Source organism: Streptomyces sp. NPDC047971 (assembly GCF_040653355.1).
GTDB lineage: Bacteria > Actinomycetota > Actinomycetes > Streptomycetales > Streptomycetaceae > Streptomyces.
The window spans coordinates 231,675-246,818 of the sequence record NZ_JBEZNW010000008.1; the positions used below are offsets into that span (position 1 = coordinate 231,675).

Annotated in this window: 12 protein-coding genes; 5 read left to right on the forward strand and 7 right to left on the reverse strand. The window is 72.1% G+C overall.

The features are described 5' to 3' along the window. Nucleotides 1-85: 85 nt before the first annotated feature. From AB0D99_RS11465 to AB0D99_RS11475, 3 genes are all read right to left on the reverse strand, one after another. Entirely contained in the window at nucleotides 86-1,102 is a 1,017-nt protein-coding gene (locus AB0D99_RS11465) for an agmatine deiminase family protein (RefSeq protein ID WP_362359079.1), read from the reverse strand. 418 nt (nucleotides 1,103-1,520) lie between these two features. Continuing rightward, nucleotides 1,521-2,102: a TetR/AcrR family transcriptional regulator gene (locus AB0D99_RS11470; RefSeq protein ID WP_362359081.1), complete on the reverse strand. Its 582-nt coding sequence runs from the start codon at nucleotides 2,100-2,102 to the stop codon at nucleotides 1,521-1,523. A 100-nt stretch (nucleotides 2,103-2,202) separates the two neighbouring features. Next, complete coding sequence (locus AB0D99_RS11475; RefSeq protein ID WP_362359083.1) at nucleotides 2,203-3,756, reverse strand: serine/threonine-protein kinase; 1,554 nt, start codon at nucleotides 3,754-3,756, stop codon at nucleotides 2,203-2,205. A gap of 159 nt (nucleotides 3,757-3,915) precedes the next feature. Between AB0D99_RS11475 and AB0D99_RS11480 the strand changes: the two genes are divergently transcribed. The 3 genes from AB0D99_RS11480 to helR all read left to right on the forward strand — a co-directional run bounded on the left by AB0D99_RS11480 (nucleotide 3,916) and on the right by helR (nucleotide 8,253). Continuing rightward, nucleotides 3,916-4,539 (forward strand): TetR/AcrR family transcriptional regulator, encoded by a 624-nt coding sequence (locus AB0D99_RS11480; protein WP_362359085.1) that lies wholly within the window; start codon nucleotides 3,916-3,918, stop codon nucleotides 4,537-4,539. A 219-nt stretch (nucleotides 4,540-4,758) separates the two neighbouring features. Next, nucleotides 4,759-5,925, forward strand: coding sequence for an agmatine deiminase family protein (locus AB0D99_RS11485; protein ID WP_362359087.1), 1,167 nt, complete (start codon nucleotides 4,759-4,761; stop codon nucleotides 5,923-5,925). A gap of 177 nt (nucleotides 5,926-6,102) precedes the next feature. Further along, nucleotides 6,103-8,253, forward strand: coding sequence for an RNA polymerase recycling motor ATPase HelR (helR, locus tag AB0D99_RS11490; RefSeq protein WP_362359117.1), 2,151 nt, complete (start codon nucleotides 6,103-6,105; stop codon nucleotides 8,251-8,253). A gap of 84 nt (nucleotides 8,254-8,337) precedes the next feature. Here helR and allB read toward each other — a convergent pair whose 3' ends face one another. From allB to AB0D99_RS11510, 4 genes are all read right to left on the reverse strand, one after another. Then, a complete protein-coding gene (allB, locus tag AB0D99_RS11495) occupies nucleotides 8,338-9,675 on the reverse strand; it encodes an allantoinase AllB (protein ID WP_362359089.1) in 1,338 nt (445 codons plus the stop codon). Between the two features lie 65 nt (nucleotides 9,676-9,740). Next, complete coding sequence (locus AB0D99_RS11500) at nucleotides 9,741-10,466, reverse strand: aspartate/glutamate racemase family protein (protein WP_362359091.1); 726 nt, start codon at nucleotides 10,464-10,466, stop codon at nucleotides 9,741-9,743. Nucleotides 10,467-10,489: 23 nt separating this feature from the next. After that, on the reverse strand, nucleotides 10,490-11,971 hold the full coding sequence (locus AB0D99_RS11505; RefSeq protein ID WP_362359093.1) for an NCS1 family nucleobase:cation symporter-1: 1,482 nt from the start codon (nucleotides 11,969-11,971) through the stop codon (nucleotides 10,490-10,492). 318 nt (nucleotides 11,972-12,289) lie between these two features. Then, nucleotides 12,290-13,318: a saccharopine dehydrogenase NADP-binding domain-containing protein gene (locus tag AB0D99_RS11510; RefSeq protein WP_362359095.1), complete on the reverse strand. Its 1,029-nt coding sequence runs from the start codon at nucleotides 13,316-13,318 to the stop codon at nucleotides 12,290-12,292. 100 nt (nucleotides 13,319-13,418) lie between these two features. Between AB0D99_RS11510 and AB0D99_RS11515 the strand changes: the two genes are divergently transcribed. Continuing rightward, complete coding sequence (locus tag AB0D99_RS11515) at nucleotides 13,419-14,366, forward strand: helix-turn-helix domain-containing protein (protein ID WP_362359097.1); 948 nt, start codon at nucleotides 13,419-13,421, stop codon at nucleotides 14,364-14,366. Nucleotides 14,367-14,383: 17 nt separating this feature from the next. Next, nucleotides 14,384-14,857, forward strand: a complete 474-nt coding sequence (locus AB0D99_RS11520; RefSeq protein ID WP_362359099.1) for a hypothetical protein — start codon at nucleotides 14,384-14,386, stop codon at nucleotides 14,855-14,857. Nucleotides 14,858-15,144 lie beyond the last annotated feature (287 nt).

The window sequence follows — 15,144 nt, forward strand, 5'->3', positions numbered from 1 at the left end:
CGGCGAGGGGAGGGATCGCCTTCGGTACGGCGAGGGGAGGGATTGCCGAGGGTTCCCGTGGAGTCGGGCGCCGAGGGGTTCGGGGTTACGCGTCGGGCCGGGCGGCCGCCGGGATCTGCTGGGTGATGCAGTGGACACCGCCGCCGCCGTACGCGATCACCGGCGCCGGTACGCCGACGACCTTGCGGTCCGGGTAGGCCCCGGCGATCAGCTCCAGGGCGGCCATGTCCTGGGGGCCTCCGGCGACCGGGACGACGACACCGCCGTTGGCGACGTAGTAGTTCAGGTACGAGACCTCGACGCGGCCGCCGGCGACCTCGGTGAACACGGTCTGGGGGATGTCGACGATCTCCAGGGCGCGGCCGCGGGCGTCGGTGGTGGCCTCGAGGACGGCACGGTTGGCCCGCATCCGCGCGTAGTCCGGGTGCTCGGGGTCCTCGGGCAGGGAGACGACGACCTTCCCGGGGGCGGCGAAGGCGCAGACGCCGTCGACGTGACCGTCGGTCTCGGTGTCGAGCAGACCGCCGTACGGGAGCCAGATCACCTTCTCGACACCGAGCCGGGCCTTCAGCTCGGCCTCGATCTGTTCGCGGGTCAGTTCCGGGTTGCGGTTGGGGTGCAGCAGGCACTGCTCGGTGGTGATGAGGGTGCCCTCGCCGTCGACCGTGATCGCCCCGCCCTCCAGGATCATGTCGGAGGCGATGCGGTCGACGCCGAGGTGCTCCAGGAGCAGGGCGCTGATCCGGTCGTCGGAGTCGTACGGGTGGTGCTTGCGGCCCCAGGCGTTGAAGCGGAAGTCCACTCCGGCACGGCGTCCGTCGCCGTCCAGGACGAAGAGCGGGGCGGAGTCGCGGAACCAGGAGTCGTCGAGGGGCAGCTCCACCACGGAGACGGTGTCGCCGCAGTGGGCGCGGGCGTCGTCGCCGAAGCCGGGCGGGGCGACCATGGTGACGGGTTCGAAGCGCGCGACGGTACGGGCGACGTCCGCGTACTCCCGCTTCACGGCGTCGAGGACGCCGTCCCACAGATCCACGCGGGTGGGCCAGGCCATCAGACAGCCCTCGTGTGCGGACCACTCGGCGGGCATACGGAATGCGGTCATCAGGGGTCTCTTTTCGGTCGTTGGAGGAAAGGGTGGCTCTAACTGAATTTTCAGTCAAGACCTGGGGCGAGAGAAGCCGACGGGAGGGGCCAGGGGGAGACGTTCGGCACCACGGACGCCCGAGGGGGCATCCATGGAGACACCTCCGCCGGTAGGGGCGTCACGAGACCGCTCCGGCCGTCGCCCCGGAGGACCCGATGCGGAGGTGGAGCGGCGGGGCGATGGGCACACTGTGGCACTGACTGAAAATTCAGTCAAGAGATGAAGCATGGGTGAACAATCGGCCGGTCACCGGGGGAGAACCGGCCGCTCGGTCCCCTTCCACCGGGTCACGACGCCTCGGCGGACGCCCGCCGGAGACCGTGGATCGCCCGGCGGAGACCGTGCAGCCGTGGGTCCGGAGGCCGCGCCTCGGGTCCTACGGCTGCCGCAGGCCGGTCAGCTCCACCTCGACGGCCTCCCGCATGAGGGCGCGCGCGTGGTCGATCGCGAGGCCACCGCTCAGCCAGCGCATGCTGAGACCTTCGAGCAGGGCGGTCAGCCGCTCCGCGGCGGAGGCGAGCCTGGCCGCCGGCGTCATGGGCCGGACCTGCCCCAGGAGCGCGGCCACCTCCTGCACCCACACCAGGGTCGCGCGGGCGAGGTCCTCGCGCAGGACGGGGTCGAAGACGGCGCTCGCCCGCAGCTCGCCCCACGCCGTGCTGTTCTCCCGGACCTCGGGAGTGTCCTGGAGCTCCAGGAGCAGCACCTGGTCGAGCTCCTCGCGGGGGCTCAAGGGCTCCTCGTCCGGACCCTGTGCGGTGGTGTACCGCTCGGCGCGGTCGTTGATGAACTCCAGCGTGTGGCGCAGGATTCCGGTGCGGTCCTTGAAGTGGTAATAGATCAGGCCGGTGGACACCCCGGCCTCTTCGGCCAGTTCTTCCACACGGAGCCCGCGGACCCCGCGCCGGGCGATCACCCGGGCGGCCGCTTCCAGGATCTGAGTACTGCGAGACGCCATGTCACGAACCCTATCCGGACGGCAGGAGGGCGTGACCGCCGCGGTCGCACGGCGGTACCCGCCCGGCGGCGCGGCCCCCTCCCCGTACCCGCTCGGCCACTCAGCCGCTCCTGCGGTACTGGCTCAGCACGACGGTGACCGGACCGTCGCCGGAGGACGCGTCGATCAGCCGCGCCACGACGAGCCGGGTGCCGTCGGCGCTGCGCACACAGAACGGCCGTTCGTCGGCCAGGTCGTCGAACGGCAGGCTCGCGACCGGTTCCGTGTCCAGCCCCCGCTCGCAGTCGGCGGGGCCGAGTCCGTAGCCGGACGCGACGAAGGCGTCGGCGTTCCCCGGCACCGCGAAGCCGCCCTTGGCACGGGCCAGGTACCAGTCGGCGGTCTCGGCGGGCGTCACCTTTCCGGCGGCCAGGTCGAATTCGTAGCCGTCGTCGGGGGCGGTCAGCTCGACGTCCGCGTAGCCCGGCGTGTACGCGACGTCCGCGCCGGCCTCTTCGGGGCCGGTCAGGTAGTACACGGCGCCGGCGGCCGCCACGAGCGCCGCGCCGACGGCCGCCGCCGCCACCGCCGTACGACCGCGCCCGCTCCGGCTCCGCCGGCGCTCAGGTCGGCCGGGCGCCCGGCCGTGGGTGCCGTCGTCCGTCGCCGTCGGCCCCGGCACCGGCCGTGCGGCGGCGCGGGTGGGCCGGTCGTGCGGGGACGTTCCGTCGAGCAGGGTGGGCACCGGGGCCGAGGGGCCCTGCGCCCGCCGTGCGATCTCCCGTCCGGCCGCCCCGGGCAGCCATCCCTCGCCGAACTCCGGTGAGGGACCCACGGCCGGGTGCGCGCGCACGGCGTCGATCAGCATGCCCGGGCCGGGCCGTTCGCCCGGCGACTTGGCCAGGCACCTCCCGAGCAGCTCGCGCAGCTCCGCCGGTACGCGGGAGAGGTCGGCCGGCTCGTGGACCACGCGGTACAGCGCGGCCGACTCGGGCCCCGGCCCGAACGGCAGGGAGCCACCGGCCGCGTAGGCGGCGAGCGCGCCGAGTGCGAAGACGTCGGTGGCCGGCGTCACCGCCTGCCCGAGCGCCTGCTCGGGCGCCATGTAGGCGGCGGTGCCGATCCGCAGGCCGGTGCCGGTGAGTCCGGTGGCGTCGGCGGCGCGCGCGATGCCGAAGTCGATGACGCGGGGGCCGTCCTCGGCGACGAGGACGTTGGCGGGCTTGAGGTCCCGGTGGACCACGCCCGCCCCATGGATGGCCTGAAGGGCCTCCGCGATCCCGGCGACGAGGAGCAGCACCGTGCGCGCGGGGAGCGGGCCGTGGCGCTCGACCAGCTGCTGCAGCGACGGGCCGGGCACATAGGCGGTGGCGAGCCAGGGGACGGCGGCGTCGACGCCCGCGTCGACCACCTGCGCGGTGAACAGTCCGTGGATCCGGCGGGCGCTCGCGACCTCCTGGGCGAACCTCCGCCGGAACTCGGGGTCGGCGGCGAACTCCTCCCGGACCGCCTTCACGGCGACGGGCCGTCCGGCCGGGGTGTGGGCGAGATAGACGACACCCATCCCTCCGGAGCCGAGCCGGGCGTGGATCCGGTAGCCGCCGATCTCGCGGGGGTCGTCGAGCGAGAGCGGAGGGTGGAGCGGCTGTACCCCGGGAGGCTGGGTGGAGGACATGGGCGGCTCTTTCGGCGGTACGGGGAGGCAGCGCCGGACTGCGGTGCGGAACGGCGGCACGGGGTGCGCGGTGTGCCCCGCCCACGATCGTGCCTTTGACTAAAGTTTCAGTCAACATGGCCCGTCTCCGGTCGGGCCGCCGAGGAGAGGGGACAGAGGGTGAACGAGCGAAGAAGGGCGATCCTGGAGGCCGCGGCCCGGGTGATCGCACGCCGAGGGGTGCGCGGGCTCAGGGTGGAGGAGCTGGCCGCCGAGGCCCGGGTGTCCAAGGCCCTCGTCTACTACCACTTCGGCGACCGCGCCGGTCTGCTGCGCCACACGCTGCGGTTCATCGGGGAGCGCGCGGACCGGTACACCCGCGGTCGCCCACCCGGGAGAGGCGAACCCGAGGACTCCCTGCGGGAGCTGGAGCGCCGGCTGCTGCTCGAACTGCAGGACGTCCCCGGAGTCCGCGAGAACAGCACGGCCTGGGGCGAGCTGCGCGCCAGCGCGGTCTTCGAGCCGGAGCTGCGCGAGGAGCTGCGGCAGGCGGGCGGCGAGTGGGTGCGCGAGATCGCGGACCTGCTCGGCCGGGTCGACCCGTCGGCTCCCGACGCGGCCCTGGTGTCCGCGGCGGAGCGGCTCGTCGTCCTCCTGGAGGGGCTGAGCACCCGGTGGCTCATCGGTGTACTGCCGACCGGGCACGCCCGCGAGCTGATGCGGGGAGCCGTCACCGCGGAGGTCGAGGGGCTGGGGCGGGGCGTGGGGCTGCCGGAGCGGTGCCCCGTGGGACGGGTCCGCTGAGTGGGTGCGGAGGCGCCGCACCCTGGGCATCCGTTTGACTGAAAATCCAGTCAGTGACACAGTGAGGTGCACGGCCACCCCCACTCACGCTCCGAGCAGCCGTCCCTTCCGGCCTCCGGACGCGTGAAGCCCAGGCCCGCGACTCCCGCCGCCGCGCGCGTCACCGCGATCCGCCCGCCGCCGCCGGTTAACCTCGCCAGCCCACGATCGGAGCACACCGTGTCCTACCTTCCCCCCTCCCGCCGGACGGCCCTGCGCACCCTCGCCGTGATCGGCGGCGCCCTCGGCTTCGGCGCCGCCGGCTGCGGCCCCGAGGCGCCCGTGCAGGGCGGCACGACGACCGCACCCGGCCGGACGCCGGCCGCCGGTGCCGAGCGCCGCTTCGGCGCCGAGTGGGAGAGCCACACGCGCACGTTCATGTCGTGGCCGGCCCTCGCCGAGGGGGTCTGGGAGGACGACCTGCCCTACGTACGGGAGGACATCGCCCGCATCGCCCGCGCGATCGGGGAGTACGAGGCGGTCGTCATGATGGCCCGCCCCGAGCAGGTGTCGGCGGCCCAGCGGGCCTGCGGTTCGCAGGTCGAGGTCATCCCGCTCCCGGTCGACGACCTGTGGGCCCGCGACACCGTCCCCGTCTTCGTGGAGGACGACGGCAAGGTCGTCGGAGTCGACTTCAACTTCAACGGCTGGGGCGACAAGCAGGAGCACACCAACGACGCCGAGGTCGGCCGCAAGCTCCTCGCCCGGTACGGCATCCCGCGCGAGGAGGCACCGCTCGTCGCCGAGGGCGGCTCCTTCGAGACCGACGGCGAGGGCACCCTCCTCATCACCGAGAGCTCGATCGTCAACGACAACCGCAATCGCGGGAAGAGCAGGGACCAGATCGAGGACGAGCTGATCGAGACGCTCGGCGTGGAGAAGGTGGTGTGGCTGGCGGGAGTCCGCGGCGAGGACATCACCGACGCGCACGTGGACAGCCTCGTACGGTTCACCGCTCCCGGCGTGGTCCTGCTGGACCAGGCGTTCCCCGGCACTCCCCCGGACTCCTGGTCGCGCTCGGCCGACCAGGCCCGCGCCGTGCTGAGCAGGGCGACCGACGCACGCGGCCGACGCTTCGAGATCATCGACCTGCCGCAGCCCGACCTCGACAGGATCACGGGCGAGGGCGACGACTTCGTGTCGACGTACGCCAACTTCTACGTCGCCAACGATTCGGTCTTCATGCCCAAGTTCGGGGACCGGAAGGCGGACGACCGGGCCAGGGCGATCCTCCGGGAGCACTTCCCGAAGCGGGACGTCGTCATGGTCCAGATCGACACGATCGCCTCGGGCGGCGGCGGCATCCACTGCTCGACCCACGACCAGCCGGGCAAGCCCGCCGCGTGACCATGCCGTGCTCCCAGCGGAGCTGACGGAACAAAAAACGCGAGAGGGGAACACCCACCTCTCGCCATGTTCAAGATATAGCGCATGGGGGGCCTTGCCGCAAGGCCCCCTTCGTGCCGCAAAATCGCTGGCCTAAGCCTGCCGCCGCGGACACGGGAGACCCACCTCTTGCATGCGCTGAACCCTCTGACCACCAGTGCCTTCGACCTTCCGGACCGACTTTCCCCCAAGGCCGACCCGTCGCTGATCGCCGGTGACGAGCGGCACTTCGCGGCCATCGCCGAGAGCCTCGCGGAGTCGATCGCCGAGCTGTCCGACCGCCTCGACGCGGCGCGCAGGGCGCCGGGGGGCGCCGGCCGGGAGGCGATGGAACGGGACGCGGAGATCCACCGGCTGACCGGTCGGCTGCGCGCCCTGCGCCGCTTCGGTCTCGACCTGTGCCTCGGCCACATCGTCGGCGCGGACGGCGGCGAGACCGTGTACATCGGACGGCTGGGCCTCACCGACAGCTCCGGGCGGCGGCTGCTGCTCGACTGGCGCTCCCCCGCCGCCGAGCCGTTCTTCGCCGCGACCCACGCCGATCCGATGGGGCTGGCGAGCCGTCGCAGGTACCGCTGGACCCGCGGAAGGATCAGCGACTACTGGGACGAGGTGTTCACCTCCGACGGGCTCGAAGGTCGCGCCGCCCTCGACGACCAGTCCGCCTTCATCGCCGGCCTGGGCGTGAACCGCTCGCCCCGGATGCGTGACGTGCTCGCCACCATCCAGTCCGACCAGGACGCCATCGTCCGGGCGAGTTCGCGCGGTGCGCTGGTGGTCGACGGCGGTCCCGGCACGGGCAAGACGGTCGTGGCGCTGCACCGCACCGCGTACCTCCTCTACTCCGACCCCCGGCTCGGGCACCGCCGCGGCGGGGTGCTGTTCGTCGGTCCGCACCGGCCCTATCTCTCCTACGTCTCCGACGTCCTCCCCAGCCTCGGGGAGGAGGGCGTCCAGACCTGCACGCTGCGGGACCTCGTCGAGGAGGGGGCCGGGGCGGGGAGCGAGACCGACCCGGACGTGGCGCGTCTGAAGTCGTCCGCGGACATGGTGAGGGCGATCGAGAAGGCGGTCGCGTTCTACGAGGAGCCGCCCGCCCGGGGCATGACGGTCACGACCTCCTGGTCCGACCTCTGGCTGAGCGCCGACGAGTGGGCCGAGGCGTTCGCGGCGCCGGGACCCGGTACGCCGCACAACGAGGCGCGCGACCAGATCTGGGACGAGCTGGTCGCGATCCTGAGGGACAAGTTCGACGGCGACGTACCGCCCGAGGCGTTCCGGAAGTCGCTGCTCCAGGACAGGGAGCTGGTCGACACCCTCAACGGCGCGTGGCCGCTGCTCGAAGCGGCCGACCTGGTCGGGGACCTGTGGTCCGTACCCGCCTACCTGCGGATGTGCGCGCCCTGGCTCAGCCGCGACGAAGTCCGCCTGCTGCAGCGCAAGGACGCGCCGCAGGACTGGACCGTGTCCGACCTGCCGCTCCTGGACGCGGCCCGGCAGCGGCTCGGCGACCCGGAGGCGTCACGGCGCAAGCGCCGGCACGAAGCCGCTGCCGCCGCCGAACGCGAGCGCATGGCGGGTGTCATCGACGACATCGTCGCGGCGGACGCCGACGGCGAGGGTGCCGTGACGATGCTGCGCGGGCGGGACCTGCAGGACAGCCTGGTCGACGAGACCGCGCTGCCCGGGGCGCAGCGGGACCTGCTCGCCGGCCCGTTCGCGCACATCGTGGTGGACGAGGCGCAGGAACTGACCGACGCGGAGTGGCAGATGCTGCTGCTGCGCTGCCCGTCCCGCAGCTTCACGATCGTCGGGGACCGCGCCCAGACCAGGCACGGCTTCACGGAGTCGTGGCGGGAGCGGCTCGAACGCGTCGGGCTCGACCGCGTCGAGATGGCGTCGCTGAGCGTCAACTACCGTACGCCGACAGAGGTGATGGCGGAGGCCGAGCCGGTGATCCGGGCCGCGCTCCCGGACGCCAACGTCCCGAGTTCGATCCGCAGCAGCGGCATCCCCGTCGTCCACGGTTCCGTGGCGGAGCGGGACGCGGTCCTCGAAGGCTGGCTCGCCGCGCATGACGACGGAGTGGCCTGCGTCATCGGCGACCCGACGTTCGAGGCGACGTCCCGGGTCCAGTCGCTGACTCCGGCGCTGTCGAAGGGGCTCGAGTTCGACCTGGTCGTCCTCGTCGACCCGCAGGATTTCGGTACGGGCGTGGAGGGAGCGGTCGACCGGTACGTCGCCATGACGCGCGCGACGCAGCGGCTCGTCGTCCTCACGAGCTCCTGACGCCCGCCTGAGGCGCGCCGCCCGGGGCCGGGTCCGTCGATCGACTCAGGTCGATGACGGACCCGGCCCCGGGCGGCGTCCGTGTCAGCCGTTCCTGGAGAGGAGCCGCCCGGCCGGCTCGGCGAGGCTGCCGTCGGTGTTGATGCACTCGCCGCGCAGCCAGGTCGACCTGACCACGCCGTGCAGGGTCTTGCCCGCGTAGGCGGTGACGCGGTTGCGGTGCTGGAGTTCGGCCGGGTCGACGGTGAAGGTCGCGTCCGGGTCGATGACGGCGAAGTCGGCGTCCCGGCCGGCCTCGATCGCGCCCTTCCGCTCCAGTCCGGCGAGACGAGCCGGCCCCGCGGACATCCAGCGGACGACGTCCTCCAGACTGTGGCCACGGCGGCGAGCCTCCGTCCAGATCGCCGGCAGACCGAGCTGAAGCGAGGAGATGCCGCCCCAGGCGGAGGCGAAGTCGGGGGTCTTCAGATCGGCCGTGGAGGGCGAGTGGTCGGAGACGACGCAGTCGATCGTCCCGTCCGCCAACCCCGCCCAGAGCGCGTCCTGGTTGGAAGCCTCCCGAATCGGCGGACAGCACTTGAACTCCGTCGCCCCGTCCGGGACCTCCTCGGCGGTGAGCGTGAGGAAGTGCGGACACGACTCGACCGTGATGTTGACGCCCTCGGCCCTGGCGGCGGCGATCAACGGCAGCGCGTCCGACGAGGACAGATGCAGGACGTGCACACGCGCGTTGAGGCGCCGCGCCTGATTGATCAGGTTCTCGATCGCCGTGTTCTCGGCGTCACGGGGCCGGGACGCGAGGAAGTCGGCATACTTCCCGCCCGCCTTCTGCGGCGCCGCCGCCAGATGATGCGGATCCTCGGCGTGCACGATCATCAGCCCGTCGAAGCCGGCGATCTCGGCGAGCGAGGTCGCCAGCTGCTCCTGGTCGAGCTGCGGGAACTCGTCGACGCCCGACGGCGACAGGAAGCACTTGAAGCCGAAGACACCGGCGTCGAACAGCGGCCGCAGGTCCTTGACGTTGTCCGGCAGCGCACCGCCCCAGAAACCGACATCGATGTGCGCCTTGGTGCGGGCGACGTCCTGCTTGATCCGGAGGTGCTCCACCGTCGTCGTCGGCGGAAGCGAGTTGAGCGGCATGTCGAGCAGGGTGGTGATGCCACCGGCCGCGGCCGCCCGCGTCGCCGTCCAGAAGCCCTCCCACTCGGTGCGGCCGGGGTCGTTCACATGCACGTGGGTGTCGACGAGCCCGGGCAGGACGACGTCGTCACCGACATCCTCCAGCCGAGCGCCCTCCGGGACCTCGGCGTCGTACGGCAGCACGGCGGCGATGACCCCGCCGGAGACGGCGATCGACGCGGGCCCCGTCCCCTCGGGGGTGATGACGCGGGTGGAACGCAATACGAGCTCTACGTCGGGCAACGGATGCCCCTCCTCTTCCACGGGTTCTGCCTGTCTTCGTGCCGCCCTCGCAGGGCGCGGCGGTATCAGCTCGCCCGCGGGGGCCAGTTGACGATCCGCTTGGGGCGCGGCGCCGCGTAGGTCCGCACCTTCGAGGTGGTCAGGCCGAGGCGTACCAGCGACTCGGCGATGACCACCGCGGCGCTCACGCCGTCGACGACGGGGACCCCGGTGCGTGCGACGACGCGTTCGGAGAGACCGGCCATGCCTCCGCATCCCAGGCAGATCACTTCGGCCCGGTCGTCCTCGACCGCCCGGGCGGCCTGTTCGACGATGGCGTCCACCGCCGCGCTCTCGTCCCGTTCCAGGTCGAGCACGGCGAGCCCGCTGGCACGCACGGAGGCGCAGCGGGCGCTCAGGCCGGCGGCGTGGAGTCGCTCCTCGATCAAGGGGACCGTCCGGTCGAGGGTGGTGACGACGGAGTAGCTGCGGCCGAGGAACTGGGCGGTGCTGGCGGCGGCCTCGGTGATGTCGACGACGGGGACGTCGAGGAGTTCCTGCAGCCCTTCCCTGCCGTGCTCGCCGTAGCCGGCCTGGATCACGGCGTCGAACGGCCGCGGATAGGCGCGTACGGCTTCCATCACGGCGATGGCGGCCAGATAGCTCTCGTAATTGCCCTCGACGGACTCCGCTCCGAAGGCGGGGGTCAGCGGGACGATCTCGGTGCCGGGTGAGGCCGCGGCGGCGGCCTGCTTGCCGATGGCGTCGGTGATCGACTGCGTGGTGTTGACGTTGACGACGAGGATGCGCATGGTTCGGCCTTCCGCTGGGTGGTTCATTCGGCGGCGACGGCGAGGGACTCGCCGTCCACGTCCCGGATCTGCGTGGTGCGGTCCGCGATGACCGCGTACAGCACGGCGCCGAGGAGGGCGCCCACGAACCAGGAGAATCCGGCCACGGCGTGGAAGAGGGGCACCAGGGCGACGACGACGGCGACGGCGGCGCTGGGGACGAAGGCCGCGACGGCCCTGGGGTTGAAGCCGCGGCGGTAGTGGTACTCGCCTCGCGGGTCCTCGGTGTACAGGTCGGGCACGTTGACCCGGGACTTCCGCAGCAGCCAGTAGTCGGCCATGATCACGCCGAAGAGGGGGCCGAGCAGTGCTCCGAGCCCGCCGAGGAAGTAGTTCACGACGATCGGGCTGTCGTAGAGGTTCCAGGGCAGGATCACCAGGCCGATGACCGCGCTGACCACGCCGGCGCGGCGGAAGTTCAGCCGTCGCGGGAAGAGGTCGATGAGGGCGTAGATCGGCGCGACGAAGTTGGCCAGCAGGTTCACCGCGACCGTCAGGGCGATGAGGGCGAGCGAGGCCGTCGCCAGGAGCGCCATGTCGGGGATGGTGCGGACGATGTCCGTCGGGCTGGTGATGACGTGTCCGTCGAGCTTGAACTGGGCCCCGCTGAGGACCACCACGATGACGGCGAAGAACAGCATGTTCAGCGGGATGCCGATCACGTTTCCGCGGACGATCGCGCCCCGGCTCTTGGCGGATCGGGTGAAGTCGCAGAAGTTCAGGACGAACGTCCCGTAGATCACCACCCACAACGCGGCGGCCTGGAGGATCTGCAGCCACATCTCCCCGCCGATGAGCGGTTCGTCGATGGACAGCGAGAGGGAGGCGTCGGCGCGCACGAACATCCAGACCGCGAGGGCGCACATGGTGATCAGGGTGGTGGGCGCCGCGAAGGCCATGTACCGGCGGATCATCTGCATCCCGTAGCTCACGATGACGAGCTGGAGGACCCACAGGGCGAGGAAGGTGATCCAGTCGAGCGTCGACTGGCCGAGGATCGCGTTCGTGTCCAGCGCGCTCAGTCCGGGGAACATGGCGAGGAGCAGTGCACTGAGGACGGCCGACGCGAGGTACGTCTGGATGCCGAACCAGGCGATGGCGACGATGCCGCGGACGGCGGCCGGGATCTTCGCCCCCTTGATGCCGAACGCGATGCGGCTCATGACGGGGAAGGGGACGCCCGTCTTGTGGCCCATGAACCCGGAGAGCGTCAGCAGCAGGAAGAGCAGGACCGAGGCGAGCGCGAAGGCCGCCAGGATGCCCCAGACGTTCAGCCCGAGGGCGAAGAGGCCGATGGCGAAGGCGTAGTTGCCGAGGCTGTGCACGTCGTTGGCCCAGAGCGTGAAGACGTTGTAGGCGCCCCAGCGGCGCCCCTCCCTCTTCGTGGGGGCCAGGTCGTAGGTGTACAGCACGGAACTGGCGGCTCCGTGCGCCGTCTCGGGCGGCCGGGCATCCACAGCGGTCATCGAACGGCCCTCACGTCTTCGCTTGGGGTCGCGACGAGGCCCAGGGGGACGCGCTTCGGGGGAAGGAAGCGCAGGCGGGGCCCGGCGACCGGTGGAGGTCTTGGAGCGGAGGCTTTAGACGTTTCCACAAAGTGGAAGTTGTTTTCCGCGCCTCAGAACGTAGTTTTCGCCAAAGGTCACCGTCAAGACCTTCCGGGCTTCAACTTCCTCGCCCGGTGATACGCCCCGGGACACCCCGACTTGCCCCGAAACGCGCCCGCCCCCGCCACCGATGACGCGGTGGCGGGGGCGGGAGGGAGGGTCGGCGAGGGCCGGACCCTAGGACAGCGCGAACGAGAGGTACGGGGAGAGGGCGCGGAGGAACTCGGGGGCGTCGAAGACCGCTCCGGCGGAGGCGACACCGACCGTCCGGGTCCGGCCGGCGAGGACGCGGTGGACCGCTTCCACCGCGAGCGGGGCACTGACGGCGTAGATGTCCTGGCCGCCGGCCACCGCGCGGCGCTCCTCGCCGCCGGAGCGCACGAGCACGTCGACGAGGAAGGTCTGGTCGGAGCGGCCGTGCTCGTCGACGGCGGTCGGCGCCGGGGTGTCCGGGGCCGACAGGTCCCGGGCCGCCTCCACCGTCATATGGGTGCGCACCTCGGGGATGGCCAGGTGACTGGGGACCGTGACGACGTCGGCCATGGTGAACTCCCCGATGACGGACCGGACCCCCATCGGCTCGGGGAAGGTCCACTTCCCGGCCGGCGGAGCGTCGTCGCGGTACTCCAGGCGTCCGCCGCGGTACACGACCCGTCGACCGTCCCTGCGCTCCCGGGACACGGCGCCGGCGGTGCGGGTCCCGGCGGTGGGGTGCCAGCCGCTGAGCCCGTACGCCACGTGGGCCTCGTCGGCCGTCGTCCAGTCGCCCATCGCCGCGGTGACCAGCAGGTCGCCGAGGCCGCCGAAGAAGGCCATCGCGGGGATCACGACCGTACCGGCGGCGGCCGCGCGCTCCGCGAAGTGCGCGAAGGTGTCGAGATTGGCCTCGATCTCGGCGGCCACGTCCACGTACGGGATCCCGGCGCGCAAGGCCGCCTCGATCAGCGGGGCGGCGGTCGCGGCGAAGGGTCCGGCGCAGTTGATCACCGCGTCCGCGCCGTGGAGGGCACGGTCGAGTGCGGAGGGGTCGTCGACCGAGGCGGGCCGGACGTCGGCTCCCGGCCAGGAGGCCGCCAGGTCGTGCAGCTTGGCCGCGTCGCGACCGGACAGGACCGGGACGAACCCCCGGCGCGCCAACTCCGCCACCACGAACCGTCCGGTGTGCCCGTAGGCGCCGAACACCGTCACCGTGTGACCCGACGTCATCTCGTTCTCCCCGCGCTCGATCCTTCGACTGCGAACAGTCTCGCCACGGGTTCCGTACGGCACGAGTGTCCGGAACGACACGCCCCGTACAATTACGGACATGGGTACCGTCGCGCTGGCCGTCACCGAAGGGATGCTGCACTTCGAACTCTCCGTGGCCTACGAGGTGTTCGGCGCCGACCTGTCCCATGTCGCCGACCCCTGGTACAGCGTCGAGATCTGCGGGCCCGGGCCCGTGCGGTTCGGCGGGTTCCGGATGGAGCCCGACCGCGGGCTCGACCGGCTCCCCCACGCGGACATGGTCATCGTGCCCGGGTGGGCCGATGTCGACGTGGCCCCGCCCGCCGAGCTGGTCGACGCCGTGCGGACGGCGCACGAACGGGGCTCGCGGGTGGCCTCCCTGTGCACGGGCGCGTTCGTGCTGGCCGCCGCCGGCCTGCTGGACGGCCGCCGGGCGACCACGCATTGGGCCCACACCGACGTCCTGGCCTCGCGCTACCCCCTGGTCCAGGTGGATCCGGACGTGCTGTACGTGGACAACGGCAGCGTGCTGACCTCCGCGGGCAAGGCCGCCGCGATGGACCTGTGCCTGCACCTGGTCCGCCTCGACCACGGGTCGGCGGTCGCGAACACGGTCGCGCGCCGCCTGGTCGTGCCTCCTCACCGGGCGGGCGGCCAGGCCCAGTTCGTCACCGCGCCGGTGCCCGCACGGGACGACCACCCCCTCGCCGAGCTCTTCCCCTGGGCGACCGAACGGCTCGACCAGGCCCTGACCGTGGAGGACCTGGCACGCCGGGCGAACATGAGCTCGCGCAACCTGGGCCGCCACTTCAGATCGGCGACCGGCACCACTCCGCTCCAATGGCTCCTGACCCAGCGGATCAGGCGCGCCCAGGAACTGCTGGAGACGACGGGCGACAGCGTCGACGCGATCGCGGAGGCGACGGGCATGGGCACGGCCACGACCCTGCGCCGCCATTTCAACCGGACGATCGGCGTCCCGCCGGACACGTACCGCCGTACCTTCCGCAGCACACGCGGCCGTTGACGCCCTAGGCTGCGTCCATGCCGAGCCCGCAGCCGTCCCAGCTGTCGATCGTCGACGAAGTGAGCGCCCTGCCGTTCCCTGAGCGGAACGGCCGGCTCGACATCGGCGACGGCGGGTGGAGCGGGCCCGGACATCACGTGGCCGTGCTGCGGCGGAGTCAGGACTTCTGGGACGACCGGAGCGAGGAGACCGTCGAGGCTGCGGAGCGGGAGCTCGAAGCCGACCTCGCCGCGCTGACCGACGTCCTGGCCGGACGCTGGGGCAGCCCCGCTACGGTCGATCTGTGGCCGTACCTCGGTGTCGACGACCCGGACCCCGGACGCATCGTCCCCGAGCCGCTGGGCTACCTGAGCAACGTGGCCGGCGCGATGCGCCTGTGGCGCCTGCCCCGCGCCGACCGGTGGCTGTCGCTGGCCATCGGCCAGGCCGACCCGGAGTTCCCGCTCGAACTGATCGTCGCGGTCGGTGAGGCGTCCTCGCTCCCCCGGTGACGCGCTCCGCCCCGCCGCGAAGCCACTCTCTCCCCGGGCCCACGGGCCCGTCCTCGCCGTTCCCGGACGCGCTCCGCGCGCGGCATACCCCGCTCACGTACCCGAGCCACTGGCATCATGGCACTGAGTGTGTTTTGCTGAGGGTACTCAGTGCCACACGCCTTAGGGGAGCTCACCATCATGGGCAAGGACTTCGACCTGTATCGCCCGTCCGAGGAGCACGACATGCTCCGGGAGACGGTCCGCGCGCTGGCGGAGGCGAAGATCACGCCGTTCGCCGCCGCGGT